This window comes from Prauserella halophila (assembly GCF_024171895.1).
In the GTDB taxonomy this organism is placed as follows: domain Bacteria; phylum Actinomycetota; class Actinomycetes; order Mycobacteriales; family Pseudonocardiaceae; genus Prauserella; species Prauserella halophila.
In genome coordinates this window covers 276585-296763 of the sequence record NZ_JAMTCQ010000012.1, presented here as the reverse complement: position 1 = coordinate 296763, position 20179 = coordinate 276585, and the positions used below count along the sequence as shown (strand labels likewise).

The following is a 20179-nucleotide window of genomic DNA, read 5'->3' as shown; positions in this document are numbered from 1 at the left end:
TACCTGGCAACATACGAACCATGAGCACGCGAACCGCAGTCGTCACCGGCGCCAGCGCCGGCATCGGCGCAGCCGCCGCCAGATCCCTCGCCCGGGCCGGATTCCACGTCGTCCTCGGCGCACGCCGGCTCGACAGGCTCACCCCGCTCGCCGAGGAAACGTCGGGCACCGCCCTGACCCTGGACGTCACGGACGCCGATTCCGTTGCCTCGTTCGCCGAACGGGTTCCGGAGTGCCACGTACTGGTCAACAACGCCGGCGGCGCGTGGGGTGTCGAGCGGGTCGAGGCCGCCGACGAGGAACACTGGCGCTGGATGTGGGAGACGAACGTGCTGGGCACGCTGCGCATGACGAAGGCGCTGCTGCCGAAGCTCGTGGACTCCGGGGACGGGCACGTCATCACGGTGACGTCGATCGCGGGCCACAGCGTGTATCCCGGCGGCTCGGGCTACACGTCGGCGAAGCACGCGCAAGCGGCGTTGCACGAGACGCTGCGCGCCGAGCACCTGGGCGATCCGGTGCGGCTGACGGAGATCGTTCCGGGCGCGGTCGAGACCGAGTTCTCGGTCAACCGGTTCGACGGCGACACCGACCGCGCGGCGAAAGTCTACGAGGGGTACCAGCCGTTGGCTGCCGAGGACGTGGCCGACGTCATCTCGTTCGCCGCCACACGGCCGTCACACGTCAACCTCGACCGGATCGTCATGAAGCCGCGCGCCCAGCTGGACGGGAAGACCTTCCACCGCGAGTGAGGGGTTCGGCGGGCGCCCCAAGGGCACCTTTTTCGCCCCCAAGGGCACCTTCGGGGCGTTGAACGCCCCGGACGTTCCCTTGATCTTGCCGCGGTATCGCCGCGATCTCGCCGTTGATCCTGCCGCGGTATCGCCGCTGTCCTGCTACGCCCGGCCCGGAACGAGTCGGCCCCGGCATACGTCAGGGCCGCCGGGAGACGCGCCCGCCGACACTCCCGCGGAGCTCACAGCTCGCAGTTGATGAGCAGCGGTTCCGGACGGAGCGTGACACCGAACACGCCGACGACCCCGTCGCGCACCTCGCGGGCCAGTGCCAGCAGGTCCTCGGTGCGCGCCTCGCCACGGTTGGTCAGAGCGAGGGTGTGTTTCGTCGACAACGACACCCGCCCGCCCGGACCGGCGTGCCCCTTGGTGAACCCGGCACGCTCGATGAGCCACGCCGCGGACAGCTTCACACCACCGTCTGCGGGGTACTGCGGCACGGACACGTCCTCGCCCACGACGCTCGCGATGCGGCTCAGCACGTCATCCACCTGCGCCTCGGGCACGATCGGGTTGGTGAAGAACGACCCCGCGCTCCACGTGTCGTGGTCGCCGGCGTCGAGCACCATGCCCTTGCGGCGGCGCAGCTCCAGCACCGCCGCACGCACCTGCGCCGCGGGCACCCGGTCGCCGACCTCGACGCCGAGCGTGCGGGCCAGTTCGGCGTAGCGAATCGGCGCGGACAGGCCGTCCTCGCGGAGGTCGAACCGCACCGACAGCACCACGCCGTCGTCGGTTCCCTTGAGCATGCTCGTGCGGTAGGCGAAGCCGAGTTCGCCTGCGGTGAGGGTGCGCACCTCGCCCGTGGTCCGGTCGTAGAGCTCGATCGAATGCAGCACATCGCTGATCTCACAGCCGTACGCGCCGACGTTCTGGATGGGCGTGGCGCCCGCCGACCCGGGGATCCCGGAGAGGCATTCCAGCCCGCCGTAGCCCTCCGCGACGGTGGCGGCGACGTAGGCGTCCCAGTCCTGCCCGGCCTGCACGGTCGCGCCGTCCCATCCGGTGGCGGCGATCCGCACGACGGTGCCGTCGAACCCGGCGTCGGACACGACGAGGTTCGAGCCACCGCCGACCAGCAGGACGGGCTCACCCGCCGCGTCGAGGTCTCCGACGGCGCCTGCCAGTTCGGCGGGCGTGGTCGTCGTCACGAACCGGCGCGCGGGGCCGCCGAGACGCAGCGTCGTGTAGTTGCGCAGGTCGCGGCCGGTGGACGTTTCGACAGTGCTCACAGCCCGCAACGGTACTGTCCCGGGCATGGCTTCCCGTATCGAGCATCGGGCGACGTTCCCTGCCTCCGTCGCCGAGGTCGTCGCCGCCCAATCCGACGAGGCCGCGTTGCGCACGCGGCTGACCGAGATCGGCGGCGTCGACGCCGCGCTCGAGAACCACGCCGTCGACGGCGACGAGGTGCGGTACACGCTGGTACAGGGCGTCCCCGCGGACAAGCTGCCGTCGATGGCGCAGAAGTTCGTGTCGGGTGACCTGATGGTGCGGCGCGAGCACACCTGGCGCGGCAGCGAGGGCACGATCCGCGCACAGGTCGACGGCATTCCGGGAGAAATCACCGGGAACGTGACGGTGGAGCCCGACGGCGATGCGGGTGCGCGGCAGGTCACGCGCGGCGAGGTGACAGTGAAGATCCCGCTGGTGGGCGGCAAGCTCGAAGGGCTGATCGCGGAGCAGGTCACACAGCTGCTCGAGCGGGAGGCCGATTTCACGACGTCGTGGCTCGCGCGCAGCTGAAGCGCGCCGAGCCGCTCGGCTCGCCGACCAGAGGAACCACGAACCCGAATCGCCTGCGGCGCATCGACCGCTGGCTGGTCGCCGACCTCGGGGTGCGGCGCGCCTTGCGCTCGGAGGCCGCGCCCCTGGTCGTCGACCTCGGCTACGGCGCATCGCCCGTGACGACCGTGGAGCTGGCGACCCGCCTGCGCGCCGCGGCTCCGGACGCGCGGGTGCTCGGGCTGGAGCTCGATCCGGAGCGCGTGGCCGTGGGCGCTGCGGTCGCCGCTCCGCCGTCGCTGGACTTCCGGCGCGGCGGGTTCGAACTCGCCGGCAGCAGGCCGACGGTGGTGCGCGCGTTCAACGTGCTCCGGCAGTACGACGAGTCCGACGTCGAACCGTCGTGGCGCGCGATGCTGGAACGGATCGCGCCGGGCGGACTGCTCGTCGAAGGCACCTGCGACGAGATCGGCAGACTGTGCACGTGGGCCGCGGTCTCGCATCGAGGCCCGGTGTCGCTGACACTGTCGTGCCGCGTCGCATCGCTGGATCGTCCGTCCACTGTGGCCGAGCGATTGCCGAAGGCGTTGATTCACCGGAATGTTCCGGGTGAGCGGATTCACGAACTACTGTCGCGATTGGACCACTGCTGGGCGACGGCTGCGCCGTTCTCGACGTTCGGCCCGCGGGTACGGTGGACGGAGACGGTGCGGCTGCTGGCCGCGTCCGGTTGGCCGGTCCTGAACCGCCCGGCGCGGTGGCGCCTCGGCGAACTCACCGTCCCGTGGACGTCGATCGCCCCACGCTGACCTCGCGTGTCCTGCACTCGTACACGCGTGTCCTGCGTTCGTGCGCCCGTGTTGCGTTTTCCAGGGACCGTGTTGCGTTTTCCAGGGGCCGTGTTGCGTTTCCCGAGCATTGGGCCCACCAACCTACGATCGCCGCATGGACACCCGTGACCGAGATTTCCTCACTTCCGCACAAATCGCACTCGAACTCGTGGAGAACCCGGCCGTCGAACGAAACCGGGATTCCGACAGATTCCTCGAGCGCATGACCGTCGGCATGCTCACCTGCCACCTCGGCAGGCAACTCGTCCGTGCCGCCGAGATTCTGCCCGTTCCGGCGACGGACCCCCCGATCGACGAGTCCGCGGACCATTACCGACGTGCGACGTGGCTGCTGACCGATTCACTTGACGACCCGGCGAACGACCGGACCCGTGACGAATCCGAGGCCGCTGCCGGATTCGACGCCATGGTGCGCAGATGCCGAGAGGCTTTTGACCAGGTGGACGATCTCTTGCGCAGCAACCGGGCTCAAGCGACCGTCGCGATTCCGTGGCAGGGGTGGAGCCTTCGCCGCGACGATTTCCTCCTCACCCGCCTGGTGGAGATCGTCGTTCATGCCGACGATCTCGCACGCAGTATCGACGTTGCCACGCCGCCTTTCCCGCGGAGGCGTTCACACCGGTGCTCCACCTTCTCGCAGATCTGGCCACGGAACGTCACGGTCAGGCTTGGTTGGTCAGCGCGTTGACCCGCACCGAGCGGATGCCAACGACTGTCAGTGCCTTCTGATCGACGCCGGTGGGTGCGTGTTGCGCACGTCCGTGGATGCGTGTTGCGTTTCCCAGATCCCGTGTTGCGGATTCCGGGGCCCGTGTTGCGGATTCCGGTAGGCGTTTCGTTACGCGACCCCAGCCCGTCGTGCTGCGAGGATTCTCGACGCGACGGCACCGCGACGCCATCGCGACGGATCGACACAGCCGACGGGTGCCGCACTCGGGACGAGCCCGGATACCGATCTCTGCGTCCCTGGTGCCGGTCTCGACGTGATGAGCGCAGAACTCACGCCGACGAGCGCAGAAGTCGAGGTTCCGAGTGCAGAACACGGGTGGCCGAGTGCAGGACACGCGGCGTGGGAACGGGCGGCGAGTCGTGGTGGAGCGGACGTCGGCGGTGTGGTGGGGGTAGCCCCACCCCGGGCCTCGGGGACCGCCCCGACATTCCCCTGATATCGAACGTATCCCCTGGTCACGGCCATCATATCGGTGCTTTTCTCCTCCTTGTACGCACCCGATGCACACCTGAGGAACGGAGAGCGCCATGCCCGTGTTGTCCACCGCGGCGACGCGCACCTACACGGCCCGCATCGCCGACACCCCCGACGAGATCCGTGCTGCGCAACGGCTCCGCGCGTCCGTGTTCGCCGGCGAGCTCGGCGCCGACCTGACCGCCGCCCACCGCGCCGACCGGCCGCAGCACCGTGACGACCAGCCCCAGCGCCGTGACGTGAATCCGCAACACGGGCCCCGGAACCCGCAACACGAGCTCCGGGATCCGCAACACGGCGCCCTGAACGCAGGACACGCGGGGCTCGACGCCGACGCGTTCGACGAGCTGTGCGATCACCTCGTCGTCACGCACGACCCCACCGAAGAGATCATCGGCACGTATCGGATCCTGCCGCCGCACCGCTCCCCCGTCCCGTACTCGGCGACCGAGTTCGACCTCGGCGACCTCGACCCCCTCGCGGGCGAGATCGTCGAGGCGGGCCGTTCGTGTGTGGCTCCCGCTCACCGCAACGGATCCGTCATCACGCTCATGTGGTCGTCCCTCGCGCGGTACACGCTCCTCGCGGGCCACCGCTACCTGGGCGGATGCGCCTCGGTGCCGCTGTCCGACGGCGGGCACGCGGCGACGACGGCCTGGCACCTCGCCTCCGCCCGGCACATCTCACCGGCCGAGTATCGCGTGCGGCCGTACCGGCCGTGGCTGCCGCCGCAACGCATCGACCACCCGCGGTACGTCGACCTGCCGCCCCTGCTCCGCGGATACCTGCGCCTGGGCGCCTGGGTCTGCGGGCCGCCCGCCCACGATCCGGACTTCGACGTCGCCGACTTCTACGTACTGCTGCGCCTCGCCGACGTCGACGATCGCTACCTGCGTTACCTGCTCGGAGACGACCGGTGAACGCCGGAGCGAACCCGTGGCGAGCGAGTTCACCGTGCTCTCCCCGGTGCGTCACGCACCGGTTGCCGCCGGTGCCGACCATGGAGAGCGTGCGGCGAACCGTGGCCCTCGCGACAGTCCTGACCGGCACCGCGTCCGACGACAACACCGACCACCGCAACGCCGACCACCGCAACGCCGACGTCCGGGACACCGGCACCCCGGACGTTCGGCACCGGGCGGCTGCCGCCCTCGACGCCCTGGGCATCACGTTCACCGCCACCGGCCCGCTCACCCCGAACCCGCAACACAGGCCCATGGACGCAGCCGTGCGTCAGCGCGTCGATGAGGGGCGGTGGCCGGGTGACGAGCGGGCGCAACACGGGCCCCGGAACCCGCAACACGGTCTCTGGAACCCGCAACACGGGCCCCGGAATCCGCAACACGGCGGCAGCGGGGTGGGGACACTCGTCGTCGCGAATCACGTGTCGTGGCTCGACATTCCGGTGCTGCTGGCCCTCGAGCCGGTGACGTTCCTGGCGAAACGCGAGGTCGCGAGGTGGCCGTTCGTGGGCAGGCAGGCCCGGCGCATGGGCACGCTGCTGCTCGACCGGTGGTCGCTGCGCGGGTTGCCCGCCACGGTCGACGCCGTCGCCGAACGCCTCCGGGCGGGCGAGACCGTCGCCGTGTTCCCCGAGGCCACGACGTGGTGCAGCAGTCCGGGCGGGCCGTTCCGGCGGGCCGTGTTCCAGGCCGCGATCGATGTCGGCGCGCCGGTCCGCCCCGTCACACTGTCCTACCGTCAGCGCGGCGCGCCGTCCACGGTCGCGGCGTTCGTCGGTGACGACGGTCTCGCCGCATCGCTCGCCCGCGTGGTCCGCGCCCGCGACCTGAGCGTGCACGTCGACGTCGGCCGTCACCTCGAACCGGTGGGCGATCGCCGCACGCTCGCCCGCCGTGCCCAGCACGCCGTCCAGGGCGGTTCCACGACCCGCACCACGTGCGCCGCCGACACCGTGCACCACACCGACACCGACACCCACGCCGACACCGAGGCCCGCACCGGGGCCGCGCATGTTTGACGTACTGCACGACCTCACCACGCTGCTGCAGAGCCACCTCGACGAGCCGTGGCTGTGGCTGGTGGTGTTCGCGGTCGCCGGGCTGGATGCGCTGCTGCCGTTCATGCCCAGCGAGTCGACCGTGATCACGATGGCCGTCCTGCTGGGCACCGCCGACGTGACGGCACTGGCGGGCCTGACCGCGGTCGCGGCGCTCGGCGCATGGGCGGGCGACTGCGCCGGGCACGGGCTCGGCCGGGCCGTCGGACCGTTCGGGATCTCCCGGCTCGTCCGCAGCGAACGCGGCAGGCGCAACTACACGTGGGCCGTCGACCGGCTCCGCAGACACGGCGTGGTGCTGATCGTCGCGGGCCGCTACGTCCCGGGCGGGCGGGTCGCGTCGTCGTTGGCGACGGGCGGGCTGAAGTACCCGTTCGGCCGGTTCGCGCTGCTCGACCTCACGGGCACGACGATCTGGGCGGTCTACTCGGTGCTCGTCGGGGCGGCGGGAGCGGCGAGCTTCGCCGACGACCCGGTGGCCGGCCTACTCGCCGCGTTCGCACTGGGGCTGGTGATCATGGGTTTCATCGAGGTCGGCAGGCGGCTACTGTCGCGCCGTGAGCGACGAGGCGATGCATCCGAACGGCAACCCGAGCACCGCGCCGAACGACACCGCGAACAACACCCAGAACCCGCTGACCGACAACACTCCGCAAGTCGACAACACGCCGCAGCTCAACAACACGCCGCTGACCTACGACACGCTGCTGGCGGAGTTCGACGAGCACAGCGAGGCGTTGCGGGACGCGGCGCTGACGGCGGGTCCCGAGGCGACGGTGCCGTCGTGTCCGAATTGGACTGTCGAGCGCCTCGTTAGGCACGTGGCGGCGGTACACGCGTGGGTGCTGGCGTGCATCGCCGATCCGCACGGCAGCGAACCGCGCGGCGAACGCCCGCCGAAGGTGTGGGACGAGACCCTCCCCTGGTGGGACGACACGCGTGCGCAACTGCGCCGGGCGTTCGACGGCGGCCCGGAAACACCCGCCCAGATGCCGTTCCCGTGCTACGAGGCGAACCTCGGCGCGTGGGCCCGCCGGCAGGCGCACGAGGCCGCCGTCCACCGGGTCGACGCCGAGCTCGCGGGCGAGCGCGACGCCACGACGTTCGACACCGCGTTCGCGGCCGACGGCGTCGACGAGGCACTGTCCATGATCATCCACCGCAGGAGCGCGGACTGGTCGGCCCTCGGGGCGAGCGGCACGGTGCTCGTGCACGCCGAGGACGCGCGCAGGCTGTGGTCACTGACGCTCACGCCGGGGCAGCCGCCCGCACTGACGGGCCCCGCCGAACCGGACGTCACGCTCAGCGGTGGTGCGGACGCCGTCTACAAGCGGCTCTGGCGCAGGCCCGCGGACGTGTCGATCACCGGGGACGCCACGCTCCTCGATCCGCTCGAGACCCCCTGACCAGCGCGAACACGCCTCGGCGGATAATGGGCGGCCGTGCCCGATACGCGCAAGTACGTCATCAAGTTCGGCTGCCCCGACCGCACGGGGATCGTCGCCCGCATCTCGTCGTTCCTCGCCGAACTCGGCGGCTGGATCACCGACTCGGCCTACCACACCGACCCGGACACGGGCTGGTTCTTCACGCGGCAGGTGGTGACCGCCGAGTCGATCCCGTTCGACATCGACGAGCTGCGCGCGCGGTTCGCCGGCATCGCACGGTCACTGGGCGCCGAAGCCGACTGGAAGATCCTCGACAGCGGTGAGCGCAGGCGTGTGGTGCTCCTCGTGTCGAAGGAGGGCCACTGCCTGTACGACCTGCTGGGCCGGGTCGCTTCCGGGGAGCTGGACGTCGACGTCGCCGCGGTGATCGGCAACCACGAGCACCTCGCGAGCATCACGAACGCACACGGGATCCCGTTCCACTACGTGCCGTTCGGCAGGGACAGCGAGTCGAAGGCCGAGGCGTTCGCGCAGGTGGCGAAGCTGGTCGACGCCCACGATCCGCACGCGGTGGTGCTGGCGCGATTCATGCAGATCCTCCCGCCGGAGCTGTGCGAGGCGTGGCAGGGCCGCGCGATCAACATCCACCACAGCTTCCTGCCGTCGTTCGTCGGCGCGCGCCCGTACCACCAGGCGCACCAGCGGGGCGTGAAGCTCGTCGGCGCGACGTGCCACTACGTGACGGCCGACCTCGACGCGGGGCCGATCATCGAGCAGGACGTGATGCGGGTCGACCACACCGATTCGGTCGACGACATGATCCGCAAGGGCCGCGACGTCGAGAAGGTCACGCTCTCGCGCGGCCTGCGGTGGCACCTAGAGGGCCGCGTCCTCGTGCACGGCAACCGGACCATGGTGCTGTGACGCGGGCTGCGCGTCCCCGCCGGTCGATCCGGGCCCCTGCTCCTGCCCTGTCGAGGCCGGTGTGGCCGCGGACGCAGACCGTGCCGTGCGTGCGGCGGGAACGATCATCGGTGTGCCGGTCTCGGGGTCGTCGATGACGCGGCACGACAGGCCGAACACGTCCTCGACGAGGTCGGCGGTGACGATCTGCGACGGATCACCCTGCGCGGCGACGACCCCGCCGGGGCGCATGACGACGAGGTTCGTGGCGTAGCGGCACGCCTGGTTGAGGTCGTGCAGCACGGCCACGAGGGTGTGCTCGCCGTCGTCGTGCAGATCGGCGCACAGGTCGAGGACCTCGATCTGGTGGGCGATGTCGAGGAACGTCGTCGGTTCGTCGAGCAGCAGGATCGGCGTCTGCTGGGCCAGCACCATCGCCAGCCACACGCGTTGCCGCTGGCCGCCGGACAGTTCGTCGACGACCCGCTGCGCCAGGTTCGCGACGCCGGTGAGCCGCATCGACTCGGTCACGACGGCCTCGTCCTCGGCCGACCACTGCCGGAGCACGCTCTGGTGCGGATACCGGCCGCGGGCCACGAGGTCGCCGACGGTGATGCCGCCGGGCGCGGTCGACGACTGCGGCAGCAGGCCCAGCCGCTTGGCCACGTCCTTCGAGCGCTGCGACGTGATCGCCTTGCCGTCGAGGTGCACCGCGCCGGCCTTGGGCTTGAGCATCCGCGCGAGGGCCTTGAGCAGAGTCGACTTGCCGCACGCGTTGGGGCCGATGATCACCGTGAACGACCCGTCGGGGATGTCGACGGACAACTCCCTCGCGACGGTCGTCTGGTCGTAGGCGAGCGTGAGGTCGTCGGCGCGCAGCCTCGTCATGCGTACCTGCCCTTTCCGCGCCATTCCGACGCCAGCAGCCAGATCAAGTAGAGCCCGCCGACACAGCCCGTGGCCGTTCCGACGGGCAGTTGTGCCGCGGGGAACAACTGCTGCACCAGCAGGTCTCCGGTGGCCAGCAGCAATGCCCCGACGAGCGCGGTCGTCACCAGACCCGGCGCCGATGAACGCGTGAGCCTGCGCGTGAGCTGCGGAGCGGCGAGTGCGACGAACGTGATCGGCCCCGCCGCCGCGACGGCGAGGGCGGCCAGCAGCACGCTGACGCCGATCAGCAGGCTCCGGTCGCGGCCGGCACGCGCGCCGAGGGCGCGGGCGGTGTCGTCGCCGAGTTCCATCATCGACAGTGACCGCGTGCGCGACAGCGCCACCGGCAGCAGCGCCGCCAGCGAGGCGGCCGCGGCGACGACGTGTTCCCAGCCGCGCGAGTTGACGCTGCCGACGAGCCACGCCTGCGCGGTGAGCGCGTCGTGCAGGCTCGCGCGCGTGATGAGGAACGAATTCGCGGCGACGGCGAGCGCGTTGATGCCGATGCCCATGAGCACGAACCGCAGTCCGCTCACGCCGCGGTGGTACGCGAGGACGTAGATCAGCAGTGCCGCGACGAGGCCGCCGATCAGCGCGCCGAACGAGACCTGCAGCATCGTGCCGCCGAGCACCGTGATGACGACGAGCGCACCGGTGGCGGCGGCGCTGGTGAACCCGATGACGTCGGGGCTGCCGAGTGCGTTGCGGGTGACGGTCTGCAGGATCGCCCCGCTGACGGCGAGCATGGCGCCGACGAGCACCGCCACGAGCAGCCGCGGCAGCATGAGCGTGTAGACGACGAAATCGCCCGTCTCGTCGCCACGGCCGGCGAGGGAGGCGAGCAGCTGGCCGAGGGTCAGCGAGTACCCGCCCGCGGTCAGCGTCACGACCATGACGGCAGCCAGCAGCGCAGCCACGACGGTGCCGACGACCAGCGTCCGCGGTGCGATGCGCAGCGAAAGACCGCCTGCACGGACGACGCGCCCGGTGACGGGCCGGGCGCCGGCAGGCTGCGGGCCCGTGACCTGGGTGTCGGCGGCCTGCGGATCGGCAGTCCGGGTCTCGGTGCCCTGGATGTCGGCAGCCTGAGTGTCGGTGGCCTGGGTGTCGGCAGCCTGAGTGTCGGTGGCCTGGGTGTCGGCGCGGTTCGTCGGGGTCACAGCGAGGACAGCTTTCGCTTGCGGCACAGGGCGAGGAACACCGGGACACCGAGCACGGCGGTGACGATGCCGACCTGGATCTCCGCGGGCGGTGCGATGACGCGGCCCACCAGGTCGGCGCCGACGAGCAGTGCGGGCGCGAGTACCAGCGAGTACGGCAGTACCCAGCGCTGATCGGGTCCGGCGACGAAGCGGGCGACGTGCGGCACGGCGAGTCCGACGAACCCGATCGGCCCGACGGCGGCCGTCGCGGCGCCGCACAGCAGCGTGATCGCGACGGCTCCCGCGATGCGGATGCGGTCGGGATGGGCGCCGAGCGCGCGGCCGAGGTCGTCGCCCATGGCCAGGGCGTTGAGCGGGCGCATCAGCAGCATGGCCGCCACGACGCCGACGGCCATGAACGGCAGCACCGGCAGCAGGACGTCGTAGTGGCGGCCGGACAACGACCCGACCTGCCACCGGCGGAACTCCTCGAACGCGTCCGGGGCGGTGAGCATGAGCCCGCTGTTGACGGCGAACAGCACCGCGGTGACGGCGGCGCCCGCGACGACGAGACGTTCCGGCGTTGCCCCTCGCGCACCTGTGCTGCCGAGGGCGTAGACGACGACGCTGGCGACGGCGGCGCCAGCGAAGGCCAGCCACACGTAGCCGAGGACGGTCGTGATGCCGAGGTAGGTGAGCGCCAGTGCGACGCCGGTCGAGGCGCCCATCGTGATGCCGAGCAGCCCGGGGTCGGCGAGCGGGTTGCGGGTGAGCGCCTGCATGAGCGCGCCCGCGAGGCCGAGGCTCGCGCCGACGAGCATGGCCAGGATCGTGCGCGGGATGCGGTACTCGTGGATGACCACGGCTTCGTCGGAGCCGTCGTTGTGCCACAGCACGTCCCACGTCTGCAGCAGCGGGATCCCCTTCGACCCGAACCACACACTCGCCAGCGCGAGGAGGAACAGTACGCCGACAGCCACCGCCAGCCCGGCGCCGCGCGCGACGGTCCCCCGCGTACCGGCCCCTCGCGTACTGGGCCCTGGCGTGGTGGACCCTGGCGTGGTGGACCCCCGGGTGGCGGACCCACCGCCCGGTGCGGGCGCGGTGCGTGTTCCGGGTTCGGCTGCGGCCCCGGCGGTCGACGGCATAAGGTGAGGCTAACCAATCGAGTGCCGCACCTCGACGTGTGCCTCCCCACGCCGGCCCGTGTTGCGTTTTCCAGGGCCCGTGTTGCGTTTTCCAGGGGCCGTGTTGCTCCCGCCCGTCGCCCGACCACCACGCAGCCGTGACCGGGGCGGTGCTGGTGGCGATCGCCGTGACGATCACGGGGTCGGCTGTCGCCGAGTATCGGCAACGATCCCGCCCACGGGCCACGCAGCCGGCGCGGGGAACGCCGGCCACACCCGGAGGCGCCTACGCCGTGTTGCTGGCGATCACGTGCCTGAACCCGACCACGCTCACCTACTTCGCGGCGCTCGTCCTCGGCGGCGGCGCCGGTCCGGAGGATCCTGGACCGCCGGTGGTGTTCGTCGCCGTCGTGTTCGCGGCGCCGGCGAGCTGGCAACTCGCACTGGTGGCCGCGGGCTCGGCACCGGGCCGCATCGTCTCGGGCCCGCGGGGACGGCTGATGACGACTGTGGCGTCGAGCACCATGGTGATCGGGCTCGCAGCCGCCACGGCGCTGAGCAGGTAAAATGGGATGCTGAACCCGAGCGAGGGTTTCCGGACGAGGGAGCCGTACCCGGAAGCGCGACAAGACGGCCGCCGAAAGGGGCCTGCCATGTCGTGGCTGATTCTGATCGTGTCGGGGCTGTTCGAAGCCGTCTGGGCCACCGCACTGGGCAAGACCGCGGGTTTCACCAGGCTATGGCCGTCGGCGGTGTTCTTCGTCGCGCTCGCGGTGAGCATGGCCGGGCTCGCGTACGCGATGCGCGGCCTGCCGACCGGCACCGCCTACGCCGTGTGGGTCGCGGTCGGTGCCGTCGGCACGGTCGTCTACGCCATGGCGACCGGCGACGAGGCGATCTCCCCGCTGAAGGTGCTGTTCCTCGTCGGCATCATCGGCTGCGTCGTCGGTTTGAAAGCCGTGAGCTAGCGGATACTCGCGGGGCGGAGGTCGGTCCACCGTGCATCGACGTAACGCAGGCAGGCCTCGCGGCTGTCCTCGCCGAACGCGACGCGCCAGCCGGCCGGAACGTCCACGAACGACGGCCACAGCGAATGCTGGTCCTCGTCGTTGACGAGCACGTAGAACCGACCTTCGTTGTCCTCGAACGGATTCATCATTCACTCCTCATGTCCGTGTGACCAGTTTCCGTGTGGCCTGTGCTCGGTGACCGCGCTCCGGTGGCCGATCCTCGACGACCGCAACGCCGCGTCCCTCACGGCCCGCTGACGGCGAACTCCGCCGGCACGCCGCAACGGCGGCGCTGCAGGACGGAATCGAGGATCTCACCGGAGCGGATCGCGTTGTTCGACAGCAGCGACGACGTGATGCCGTGCGTGTGCTCGGTGGCGCCGCCCTGCAGGTACACACCGGCCGACAGGGCCGCGCCGCCGTGCACCCGGTAGTCACGCTCGACCCGCGGCCTGCCCGCGGGGTCCCTCGTGACGTGCGGCGCCAGCCCGTCGAGTTGGGCGTCGACGTCGGCGGGCAGGTATCCGGTGGCGTAGACGACGACGTCGGCGTCGAGCACCGACTTCTCCCCGGTGCTGAGCGATTCCACCGTCGTCCGCACGCCGCCCGCGGCCTCGACCACGTCGGTCGCGCGTGAGGCGTGGAAGAAACGCAACCGCTCGTGCCCGAGTACCCGCTCGCGATACAGCCGCCGGTACAGGTCCTCGATGAGTTCCAGGTCCACGACGGAGTAGTTCGTGTTGGCGTGGTAGTCCATCAGGCGGTCCTTGACGTCCTCGGGCGCGCCGAAGAACTCGTCGACCGACGCCGGGTCGAAGATCCGGTTGGCGAGCGGGCTGTCATCGGACGGGCTGTAGCCGAAGCGGGAGAACACCGCGCACACCTCGGCGGCCGGAAACGTCGAGTGCAGATGGGCCGTCACCTCGGCTGCGCTCTGTCCCGCGCCGACCACGACGAACCGCCGCGCATCGCCCTGCACGGACGGCACCCGCTGCAGCAGTTCGCTGTTGTGCCAGATCCGATCGGACAGCACGGCGCCGTCGGGCACCCGCGGCCGCAATCCCGTCGCCAGCACGACGTTGCGCGCCCGGTACACCGTTGCGCACGAGGTGCGCACATCGACGCAGACGATCTCGTCGCCGTCGAACACCGGCTCGACGGCGACGACCTCGCTGCCGTACGAGACCAGGTCGCCCACCTGCGCGGCCGACCACTCGAAGTAGTCGTGGAATTCGGCCCGCAGCGGGAACAGCGTCTTGTGGTTGACGAATTCGACGAGCCGTCCGCGATCGTGCAGATAGGACAGAAAACTGAACCGGCTCGTCGGATTCCGCAGTGTGGCAAGGTCCTTGAGGAACGACACTTGCATGGTGGCGTCGTCGACGAGCATGCCGCGGTGCCAGCCGAACGAACCCTGCTTCTCGAGGAACTGCGCCGTGACCGGCTCGGCGGCGCCCTCGTTGTACTCGGCAACGGCGACGGCCAGAGCCAGGTTCGACGGCCCGAAACCCACACCGACCAGGTCGTACACCAGTACATCGTCTGCGAACCCCTGTGTCATACCAGTCCTATCGCCGAGACAGTCAGACAGAGGCTACCCTAACCTAACTAAGGTGAGCCTCAGTTAGGCCTTTCGAGGGTGATCTTCGACTCCAGAGTGAGGACTTGCCAGATTAGGTAAGCCTTGCTTCACTAGCCCTGTTTCGCTCACGACGTTACGGAGGACCGATGCGGGTCGTCATGTTCGGCTACCAGACGTGGGGGCATCGCACCCTGCGTGCGCTGCTCGATTCGGAGCACGTGGAGGTGGCGATGGTCGTCACGCACCCGAAGTCCGAACACGCCTACGAACGGATCCTGGCCGACTCCGTCGAGGACCTCGCCAGGGAGAACGGTGTCGAAGCGGTCCTCGCCCACCGCCCCGACGACGCGCTCGTCGACAAGCTCGGAGAAGCGGCACCCGACCTCATCGTCGCCAACAACTGGCGCACCTGGCTGCCGCCGGAGATCTTCGACCTGCCCACGCACGGCACGCTCAACGTCCACGACTCGCTGTTGCCCGCCTACGCTGGGTTCTCGCCGATCATCTGGGCGCTCATCAACGGCGAATCCGAGGTCGGCGTGACCGCCCACATGATGAACGAGGAGCTCGACGCGGGCCCGATCGTCGGGCAGAAGTCCGTACCGGTCGGCCCGCGGGACACCGCGATCGAGCTGGTCCACGCCACGGTCGAGCTGATCGAACCGCTGGTGGCGGAGGCGCTGGAGTTCATCGCGGCGGGCCGCACCGACCGGATTCCGCAGGACCGATCGAAGGCCAGCTTCTTCCACAAACGTTCGCTCGAGGACAGCCGCATCGACTGGAGCTGGCCCGCCGACGACCTCGACCGGCTGGTGCGCGCATTGGCCGACCCGTATCCCAATGCGTACACGTTCCACAGGGGCGAGCGGATCCGCATCCTCGAGGCGTCGGTGTCCGACGGCCGGTACGGCGGCACCCCGGGGCGCATCTTTTACCCCGAGGGCACGGGCGTGGTGATCGTCGCGGGCGCCGATGCGCGCTTCGGCCGGAACCACGGACTGCGGATCGAGCGCCTGCGCACCGAGGACGGCACCGAGTACACCGGCACGGAGTTCTTCACGAAGATGGGCGGCTACCTGACGTCCCATCCGTGATGGTGGCGCCCCGAAGGGCACCTTCGGGGCGTTGAATGCCCCGAATCCTCCCCTCGCGGTCCAGACGATCACGACGGGCGCGAAGGGAAGATCTGTGGCGTTGAGTGCCCCCAAGGGTCCCTTCGGGGCATCAGCGGCATCGGCCTACGAGACGCGCCGCCGGTTCGCGGTCCCGAGACGCTCGCGAACCGGCGGCGACCACTGTCGGAATCGGGCAGCGCCCTCGAAACAAGACAGTACCCGGAATCGGGCAGCGCCAGCCGAATCGAGCAACGCCCTCGAAACAAAGCAGCGCCCTCGAAACAGGGAAGCGCCCGCCGAACGGGGAAGCAGCAGCCGAAACGGGGCACTGCCGAGCCCGCGGAAGCGCCGGTCGGCGTCAGCGGAGCAGTTCGACCTTGCAGTCCAGCCCTGGCGCGTTGCTCAGCCGCGCGTCACCGGTCAGCAGGGACATGTCCAACGCAGAAGCGAGCACGACGTAGAGCCCGTCGTAGAACGTGATCGTGTGCCGCAACGACCAGGTCCGTTCCAATAAGACCACCTGGTCGTACCGCTCGTCCACGAGCCCACGCAGCGCCCGCAGGCCGGTCGACGCCTCATCCGCGGTGACCTCGCCGCGCCGCTCGAGGGCTCGCAGTGCCTGGCCAACCTCGGCGTCGATCAGATACGGCGCATGCACCCGGCTGTCGGCGAGCAGCTTCCGCACCGCCGTGCCGACGCCGTCCTTCCGCGTCAACGCTGCGACGAGAGCCGACGCGTCGACGACGTACTCACTCGCCGTCACGCGCCACGCGCCTCGCGAAGCACCTCGTCGATGGACCCCGCCGTCGCCCCCGGCGTCGTGCTCGCTGCGAGGTTCTCCTCGACGGCCCGGACGTAGTCGGCCTTCGCACGCTCACGCGCAGCGTCGATGAGGTATTGGCGCATGTACGCCTGCAGTGACTGTCCCGCCTCAGCAGCTCGCCGACGGAAGACCTCGGCGACCTCATCCGGCAGGTCTTTGACCTGGATGGTGGTCATGGAGTCACCGTAGCAAGATCGGCGCCGAAATGCATGCACTTCGGCGCCGCTCTGCCACCGTCTCACACGCGGACGAGCATCTTGCCCGTGTTGGAGCCTCCGAGCAGGTCCAGGAACGCCTGCGGAGCGCTGCGGATGCCGTCGACGACGGTCTCGCTGTAGCGGATCGACCCGTCCCCGACGAGCGGTGCCACGTCCTCGATGAACCGCGGCCGCGCATCGAGGTGGTCGCCCACCAGGAAACCGCGCATCGTGATCCGCTTGGCGATGAACTGGGTCAGGTTGCGCGGCCCCGGCTGCGGCTCGGTCGCGTTGTACTGCGAGATCATCCCGCAGATCGCGATCCGCCCACCGAGGTTCAGCGACCCGATGGCGGCCTCGAGGTGTTCCCCGCCGACATTGTCGAAGTAGACGTCGACGCCGTCCGGCGCGGCCGCCTCCAGCTGGTCGGCGACGGGACCGTCCTTGTAGTTGAACGCGGCGTCGAACCCGATCTCGTCGGTGAGCCACCGCACCTTTTCGGCGGACCCGGCGCTGCCGATGACCCGCGACGCGCCGCGCAGCTTCGCCAGTTGGCCGACCATCGACCCGACCGCACCCGCGGCGCCGGACACGAACACGACGTCGCCTTCACGCAGCTGCGCCACGTCGAACAGCCCCGCGTAGGCCGTCAGCCCCGGCATGCCGAGCACCCCGAGATACGCCGGCGCGGGCGCCACCGTGGGATCGATCTTCGCTGCGTTGTCGGCATCGACGAGCGCGTGGGTACGCCACCCGAGCTGGTGCAGCACGGTGTCGCCGACCGCGAGCCCGTCGACGTTCGACGCGACGACCTCGCCGACCGCACCGCCCGTCATGACCTCGCCCACCTCGTACGGCGCCGCGTACGACTTCGCCGAGCTCATCCGGCCGCGCATGTACGGGTCGACCGACAGCCACGAGTTGCGCACCAGCGCCTGGCCGGGCCCGGGCTGCGGAACGTCGACGTCGGCGATCTCGAAGTTCGCCATCGTCGGCTCACCGTGCGGCCGCTCGGTGAGCCGGATCTCGACCGCGTTGTCAGCTGTCCCCGTCATGCTGTGGCCACCTTTTCCAGATTGTCGAGCACACCGTCGTAGATACGCTTGAGTCCGCCGGGCGCGAACGTTTTCTCGAAGAAGCCGCCGATGCCGCCTGCACCCTGCCAGGTGGTCTCGATGCGGACGGTCGACTTGTCGCCGGCCTCGGCGACGGTCCACGTGGTGACCATGCTCGAGTTGGCATCGGTCTCCACGATCGTGCCGGGTTTCGGCTCGGTGACCGTGGCGGCGACATCCCGTACGCGCTTCGACGTGGCCTGCAGCTTCCAGGCCGCGACCGTGCCCGCACCCGTGCCGCCCTCGCTGACGGCGTAGTCACGGTAGGCCTCGGTGAGGATCTTCGGTCTGGTGTCGGCATAGTCGGCGACGAGCGTGCGCACCGTGTCGGCGGGCGCGTCGATCGTCCGCTCGGTAGTGGCGGTGACCTGTCCCATGTGCTCTCCCTGGTGATCGATGGCCGGGTCCGCGGGCGGTGCGCGCGAACCCGGTTCTACTGCGCGAGGCCCTCGATGACCTCGGCGCCCGGCAGCGAGGCGAGTGCCGTCCCGGTGACGAGCAGCTTGCTGCCCCGGATACCGCTGCCCACGATGAGTTCCGGCGCCTGCGCGACGGCGGCATCGATGAGGATCGGCCAGTCCGAGGGCAGGCCGATCGGGGTGATGCCGCCGTAGGCCATGTTCGTCAGCTCGACAGCCTCGCCGGCCGGAGCGAACGACAGCTTGCGCACGTCCATGTGCCTGCGGACGACGTTGTTGACGTCGGCACGGGTCGTCGCGAGCACGAGCACGGCGGCGTAGCGCACCTCGCCCGCGCGTTTGCCCGCGACGACGACGCAGTTGGCGGACGCCTCGAGCGGCGACGAGTAGGCCTCGCAGAACGCGGCGGTGTCGGCCAGCTCCGGGTCGATCTCGGCGATACCGACCGGCGCCTTGACGGAGTCGAGCGCGTCCGCGACCGGTTCGGCGACGAGGTCGGGACGCTCGGTGACTTCCTGCACGATGAGCGTCCCTGCGATGTTCCAGTCGTTCACATCGCCACCGTAAGTCACCGCGCCGTCACCGCATCCCGGCGCATCGGCGGCAGGTGCGCCACCGGGCGTCGTCGCGCTCCGAGATGCGCCGTGCCCACCTCGGCCGAGGCCGGATCTCACCAGGCGGAACCGCCGCGCTGCACCTCGATCAGCTTGGGGCGCACGTCCACGAGGTAGACCAGCGCCGCGACGATGCCGGCCAGCCAGAAGATCAGCCCGGCACCGTAGAAGTTGAACAGCAGCATCGCGAGGGTCGCGCCGCCCGTGATGCCCAGCCACATCGGTTTCGTGTGGCGGTCGGCTGCGGTGTAGGCATCGGAGCGCTGGGTCAGCGCGTGCACGAACGCCACCAGACCGGCGATGGTGCCTGCCCAGTCGATGACGAAGACGATCCAGTACGCGAGATACGGCACGTCCCTCAGCGTACGTCAGACTCCGAGCAGAGCTCGGGCTCCGGTTGCGGTGACAATCCGGAGCCCGAGGTGTGGCGTCAGCTCACTCGAGTGTCAGCTCACTTGTCGGTCTTCGAGCTGGTGGTGCTCGTCGACTTCTTCGGGGCGCTGGTGGTGCGACGCGTGGTGGTCGACTTCGTGGTCGACGACTTGGTGGCTGCCTTCGAATTGGCAGGCGTCGCGGCCTCCTCGACGGCGTCCTCGGCCTTCTCGGCGGCGCCCTCGGCCTTCTCGGCGACGTCGGAGACCTTCTCCGCGGTCGCCTCGACGACCTCACCCGCGTCGTCGCCCACGCCGCGCACCGTGGACGTCACCTTCGAGACGACGTCGTCGATGCCCTTGCGCACGTCGGTCGTGGCGCCGTCGACACGCACCTGCACGGTCTGGAACGTCTCACCGAGCTGGTCGGTGGCCTTCTTGACCTGCGGCTGCGCGAGCAGCTTGTCCCAGGCCTCCTCGCCGGACTCGGCAAGACGGTGGTACAGCTTCAGCGCCGCGTCGGTGTACTCGTCGAGCAGCTTGCGCAGTTCGGCCGGGTCGAGCTTGTCGCGGAGCCCCTCGAGCTCGGACGGCAGTTCCTCGAGGTTCTTCTTCGCGTCCTCGAAGCCCTTCCTGGCGTCCTCGACGCTCTTGCGCACGACGTCACCGCCGTCGGAGTAACGCTCCTTGGCCTTGGTCAGCGCGTCGTTGACGGCCTGGCTCGCCAGGTTGCCCGCGCCCAGGGCGGCGAGCAGCGGGGTCTTGATCTGGTCGACGGGGGTCTTGGCGTCGCCGCCCGTGGCGGTCTCGCTCTTGGTGGTCTCGGTCTTGGCGGTTTCGGTAGCCATG

At 70.1% G+C, this 20179-nt stretch carries 25 protein-coding genes and 1 riboswitch; of the genes, 12 read left to right on the top strand and 13 right to left on the bottom strand.

Annotation, left to right across the window (positions count from 1 at the left end; genetic code table 11):
• Positions 1 to 20: 20 nt before the first annotated feature.
• Positions 21 to 752, top strand: a complete 732-nt coding sequence (locus LY41_RS18555) for an SDR family oxidoreductase (protein ID WP_253865333.1) — start codon at positions 21 to 23, stop codon at positions 750 to 752.
• Between the two features lie 224 nt (positions 753 to 976).
• Here the strand turns inward: LY41_RS18555 and LY41_RS18550 are convergent, their stop codons facing one another.
• Positions 977 to 2026 (bottom strand): UDP-N-acetylmuramate dehydrogenase, encoded by a 1050-nt coding sequence (locus tag LY41_RS18550; RefSeq protein WP_253865332.1) that lies wholly within the window; start codon positions 2024 to 2026, stop codon positions 977 to 979.
• A gap of 25 nt (positions 2027 to 2051) precedes the next feature.
• Here LY41_RS18550 and LY41_RS18545 point away from each other — a divergent pair, with 25 nt between their 5' ends.
• The 8 genes from LY41_RS18545 to purU all read left to right on the top strand — a co-directional run bounded on the left by LY41_RS18545 (position 2052) and on the right by purU (position 8906).
• On the top strand, positions 2052 to 2540 hold the full coding sequence (locus LY41_RS18545) for a DUF2505 domain-containing protein (protein WP_253865331.1): 489 nt from the start codon (positions 2052 to 2054) through the stop codon (positions 2538 to 2540).
• A complete protein-coding gene (locus LY41_RS18540; protein WP_253865329.1) occupies positions 2522 to 3328 on the top strand; it encodes a class I SAM-dependent methyltransferase in 807 nt (268 codons plus the stop codon). Before LY41_RS18545 ends, LY41_RS18540 begins: the two co-directional genes overlap by 19 nt.
• Before the next feature lie 190 nt (positions 3329 to 3518).
• Entirely contained in the window at positions 3519 to 4058 is a 540-nt protein-coding gene (locus tag LY41_RS18535; protein WP_253865327.1) for a maleylpyruvate isomerase N-terminal domain-containing protein, read from the top strand.
• 569 nt (positions 4059 to 4627) lie between these two features.
• Positions 4628 to 5494: a GNAT family N-acetyltransferase gene (locus LY41_RS18530; RefSeq protein WP_253865325.1), complete on the top strand. Its 867-nt coding sequence runs from the start codon at positions 4628 to 4630 to the stop codon at positions 5492 to 5494.
• Positions 5495 to 5574: 80 nt separating this feature from the next.
• Positions 5575 to 6555 carry a lysophospholipid acyltransferase family protein gene (locus tag LY41_RS18525; protein WP_372493315.1) on the top strand — a complete coding sequence of 327 codons (981 nt, stop codon included), beginning with the start codon at positions 5575 to 5577 and terminating at the stop codon, positions 6553 to 6555.
• Positions 6548 to 7411: a DedA family protein gene (locus LY41_RS18520; protein ID WP_253865321.1), complete on the top strand. Its 864-nt coding sequence runs from the start codon at positions 6548 to 6550 to the stop codon at positions 7409 to 7411. The genes LY41_RS18525 and LY41_RS18520 overlap by 8 nt, the downstream gene beginning before the upstream one ends.
• Positions 7371 to 8000 (top strand): maleylpyruvate isomerase N-terminal domain-containing protein, encoded by a 630-nt coding sequence (locus LY41_RS18515; RefSeq protein WP_253865319.1) that lies wholly within the window; start codon positions 7371 to 7373, stop codon positions 7998 to 8000. The genes LY41_RS18520 and LY41_RS18515 overlap by 41 nt, the downstream gene beginning before the upstream one ends.
• 36 nt (positions 8001 to 8036) lie before the next feature.
• Complete coding sequence (gene purU / locus LY41_RS18510; RefSeq protein ID WP_253865318.1) at positions 8037 to 8906, top strand: formyltetrahydrofolate deformylase; 870 nt, start codon at positions 8037 to 8039, stop codon at positions 8904 to 8906.
• On the opposite strand, the gene LY41_RS18505 is transcribed toward purU, so the two are convergent.
• The 3 genes from LY41_RS18505 to LY41_RS18495 all read right to left on the bottom strand — a co-directional run bounded on the left by LY41_RS18505 (position 8859) and on the right by LY41_RS18495 (position 11943).
• A complete protein-coding gene (locus tag LY41_RS18505; protein WP_253865317.1) occupies positions 8859 to 9773 on the bottom strand; it encodes an ABC transporter ATP-binding protein in 915 nt (304 codons plus the stop codon). The genes purU and LY41_RS18505 overlap by 48 nt on opposite strands.
• Positions 9770 to 10891 carry a FecCD family ABC transporter permease gene (locus tag LY41_RS18500; protein WP_372493319.1) on the bottom strand — a complete coding sequence of 374 codons (1122 nt, stop codon included), beginning with the start codon at positions 10889 to 10891 and terminating at the stop codon, positions 9770 to 9772. Before LY41_RS18500 ends, LY41_RS18505 begins: the two co-directional genes overlap by 4 nt.
• 80 nt (positions 10892 to 10971) lie before the next feature.
• Positions 10972 to 11943, bottom strand: coding sequence for a FecCD family ABC transporter permease (locus LY41_RS18495; protein WP_253865570.1), 972 nt, complete (start codon positions 11941 to 11943; stop codon positions 10972 to 10974).
• 299 nt (positions 11944 to 12242) lie between these two features.
• Between LY41_RS18495 and LY41_RS18490 the strand changes: the two genes are divergently transcribed.
• Together LY41_RS18490 and LY41_RS18485 are read left to right on the top strand one after the other, a co-directional pair.
• Entirely contained in the window at positions 12243 to 12650 is a 408-nt protein-coding gene (locus LY41_RS18490; protein WP_253865315.1) for a hypothetical protein, read from the top strand.
• Between the two features lie 8 nt (positions 12651 to 12658).
• Positions 12659 to 12723: riboswitch (guanidine-III (ykkC-III) riboswitch) on the top strand.
• Positions 12724 to 12737: 14 nt separating this feature from the next.
• The gene (locus LY41_RS18485; protein WP_253865313.1) at positions 12738 to 13052 is read left to right on the top strand and encodes a DMT family transporter; all 315 of its coding nucleotides are present in this window, start codon (positions 12738 to 12740) and stop codon (positions 13050 to 13052) included.
• On the opposite strand, the gene LY41_RS18480 is transcribed toward LY41_RS18485, so the two are convergent.
• Together LY41_RS18480 and LY41_RS18475 are read right to left on the bottom strand one after the other, a co-directional pair.
• Complete coding sequence (locus LY41_RS18480) at positions 13049 to 13243, bottom strand: MbtH family protein (RefSeq protein WP_253865311.1); 195 nt, start codon at positions 13241 to 13243, stop codon at positions 13049 to 13051. The two genes, LY41_RS18485 and LY41_RS18480, sit on opposite strands and share 4 nt — an antisense overlap.
• A 95-nt stretch (positions 13244 to 13338) precedes the next feature.
• Entirely contained in the window at positions 13339 to 14655 is a 1317-nt protein-coding gene (locus LY41_RS18475; protein WP_253865309.1) for a lysine N(6)-hydroxylase/L-ornithine N(5)-oxygenase family protein, read from the bottom strand.
• Positions 14656 to 14822: 167 nt separating this feature from the next.
• Here LY41_RS18475 and LY41_RS18470 point away from each other — a divergent pair, with 167 nt between their 5' ends.
• On the top strand, positions 14823 to 15770 hold the full coding sequence (locus LY41_RS18470; RefSeq protein WP_253865308.1) for a methionyl-tRNA formyltransferase: 948 nt from the start codon (positions 14823 to 14825) through the stop codon (positions 15768 to 15770).
• A 379-nt stretch (positions 15771 to 16149) separates the two neighbouring features.
• On the opposite strand, the gene LY41_RS18465 is transcribed toward LY41_RS18470, so the two are convergent.
• The 7 genes from LY41_RS18465 to LY41_RS18435 all read right to left on the bottom strand — a co-directional run bounded on the left by LY41_RS18465 (position 16150) and on the right by LY41_RS18435 (position 20178).
• On the bottom strand, positions 16150 to 16554 hold the full coding sequence (locus LY41_RS18465; RefSeq protein ID WP_253865306.1) for a type II toxin-antitoxin system VapC family toxin: 405 nt from the start codon (positions 16552 to 16554) through the stop codon (positions 16150 to 16152).
• Positions 16551 to 16790: a FitA-like ribbon-helix-helix domain-containing protein gene (locus LY41_RS18460; RefSeq protein WP_253865303.1), complete on the bottom strand. Its 240-nt coding sequence runs from the start codon at positions 16788 to 16790 to the stop codon at positions 16551 to 16553. Before LY41_RS18460 ends, LY41_RS18465 begins: the two co-directional genes overlap by 4 nt.
• A gap of 62 nt (positions 16791 to 16852) precedes the next feature.
• On the bottom strand, positions 16853 to 17866 hold the full coding sequence (locus tag LY41_RS18455; RefSeq protein WP_253865302.1) for an NADP-dependent oxidoreductase: 1014 nt from the start codon (positions 17864 to 17866) through the stop codon (positions 16853 to 16855).
• Positions 17863 to 18303, bottom strand: a complete 441-nt coding sequence (locus tag LY41_RS18450) for an SRPBCC family protein (RefSeq protein ID WP_253865301.1) — start codon at positions 18301 to 18303, stop codon at positions 17863 to 17865. The genes LY41_RS18455 and LY41_RS18450 overlap by 4 nt, the downstream gene beginning before the upstream one ends.
• A 56-nt stretch (positions 18304 to 18359) precedes the next feature.
• The gene (locus LY41_RS18445; protein WP_253865299.1) at positions 18360 to 18899 is read right to left on the bottom strand and encodes a YbaK/EbsC family protein; all 540 of its coding nucleotides are present in this window, start codon (positions 18897 to 18899) and stop codon (positions 18360 to 18362) included.
• A gap of 116 nt (positions 18900 to 19015) precedes the next feature.
• Complete coding sequence (locus tag LY41_RS18440) at positions 19016 to 19312, bottom strand: DUF2516 family protein (RefSeq protein WP_253865298.1); 297 nt, start codon at positions 19310 to 19312, stop codon at positions 19016 to 19018.
• 98 nt (positions 19313 to 19410) lie between these two features.
• Positions 19411 to 20178 (bottom strand): hypothetical protein, encoded by a 768-nt coding sequence (locus tag LY41_RS18435; RefSeq protein ID WP_253865296.1) that lies wholly within the window; start codon positions 20176 to 20178, stop codon positions 19411 to 19413.
• Position 20179 lies beyond the last annotated feature (1 nt).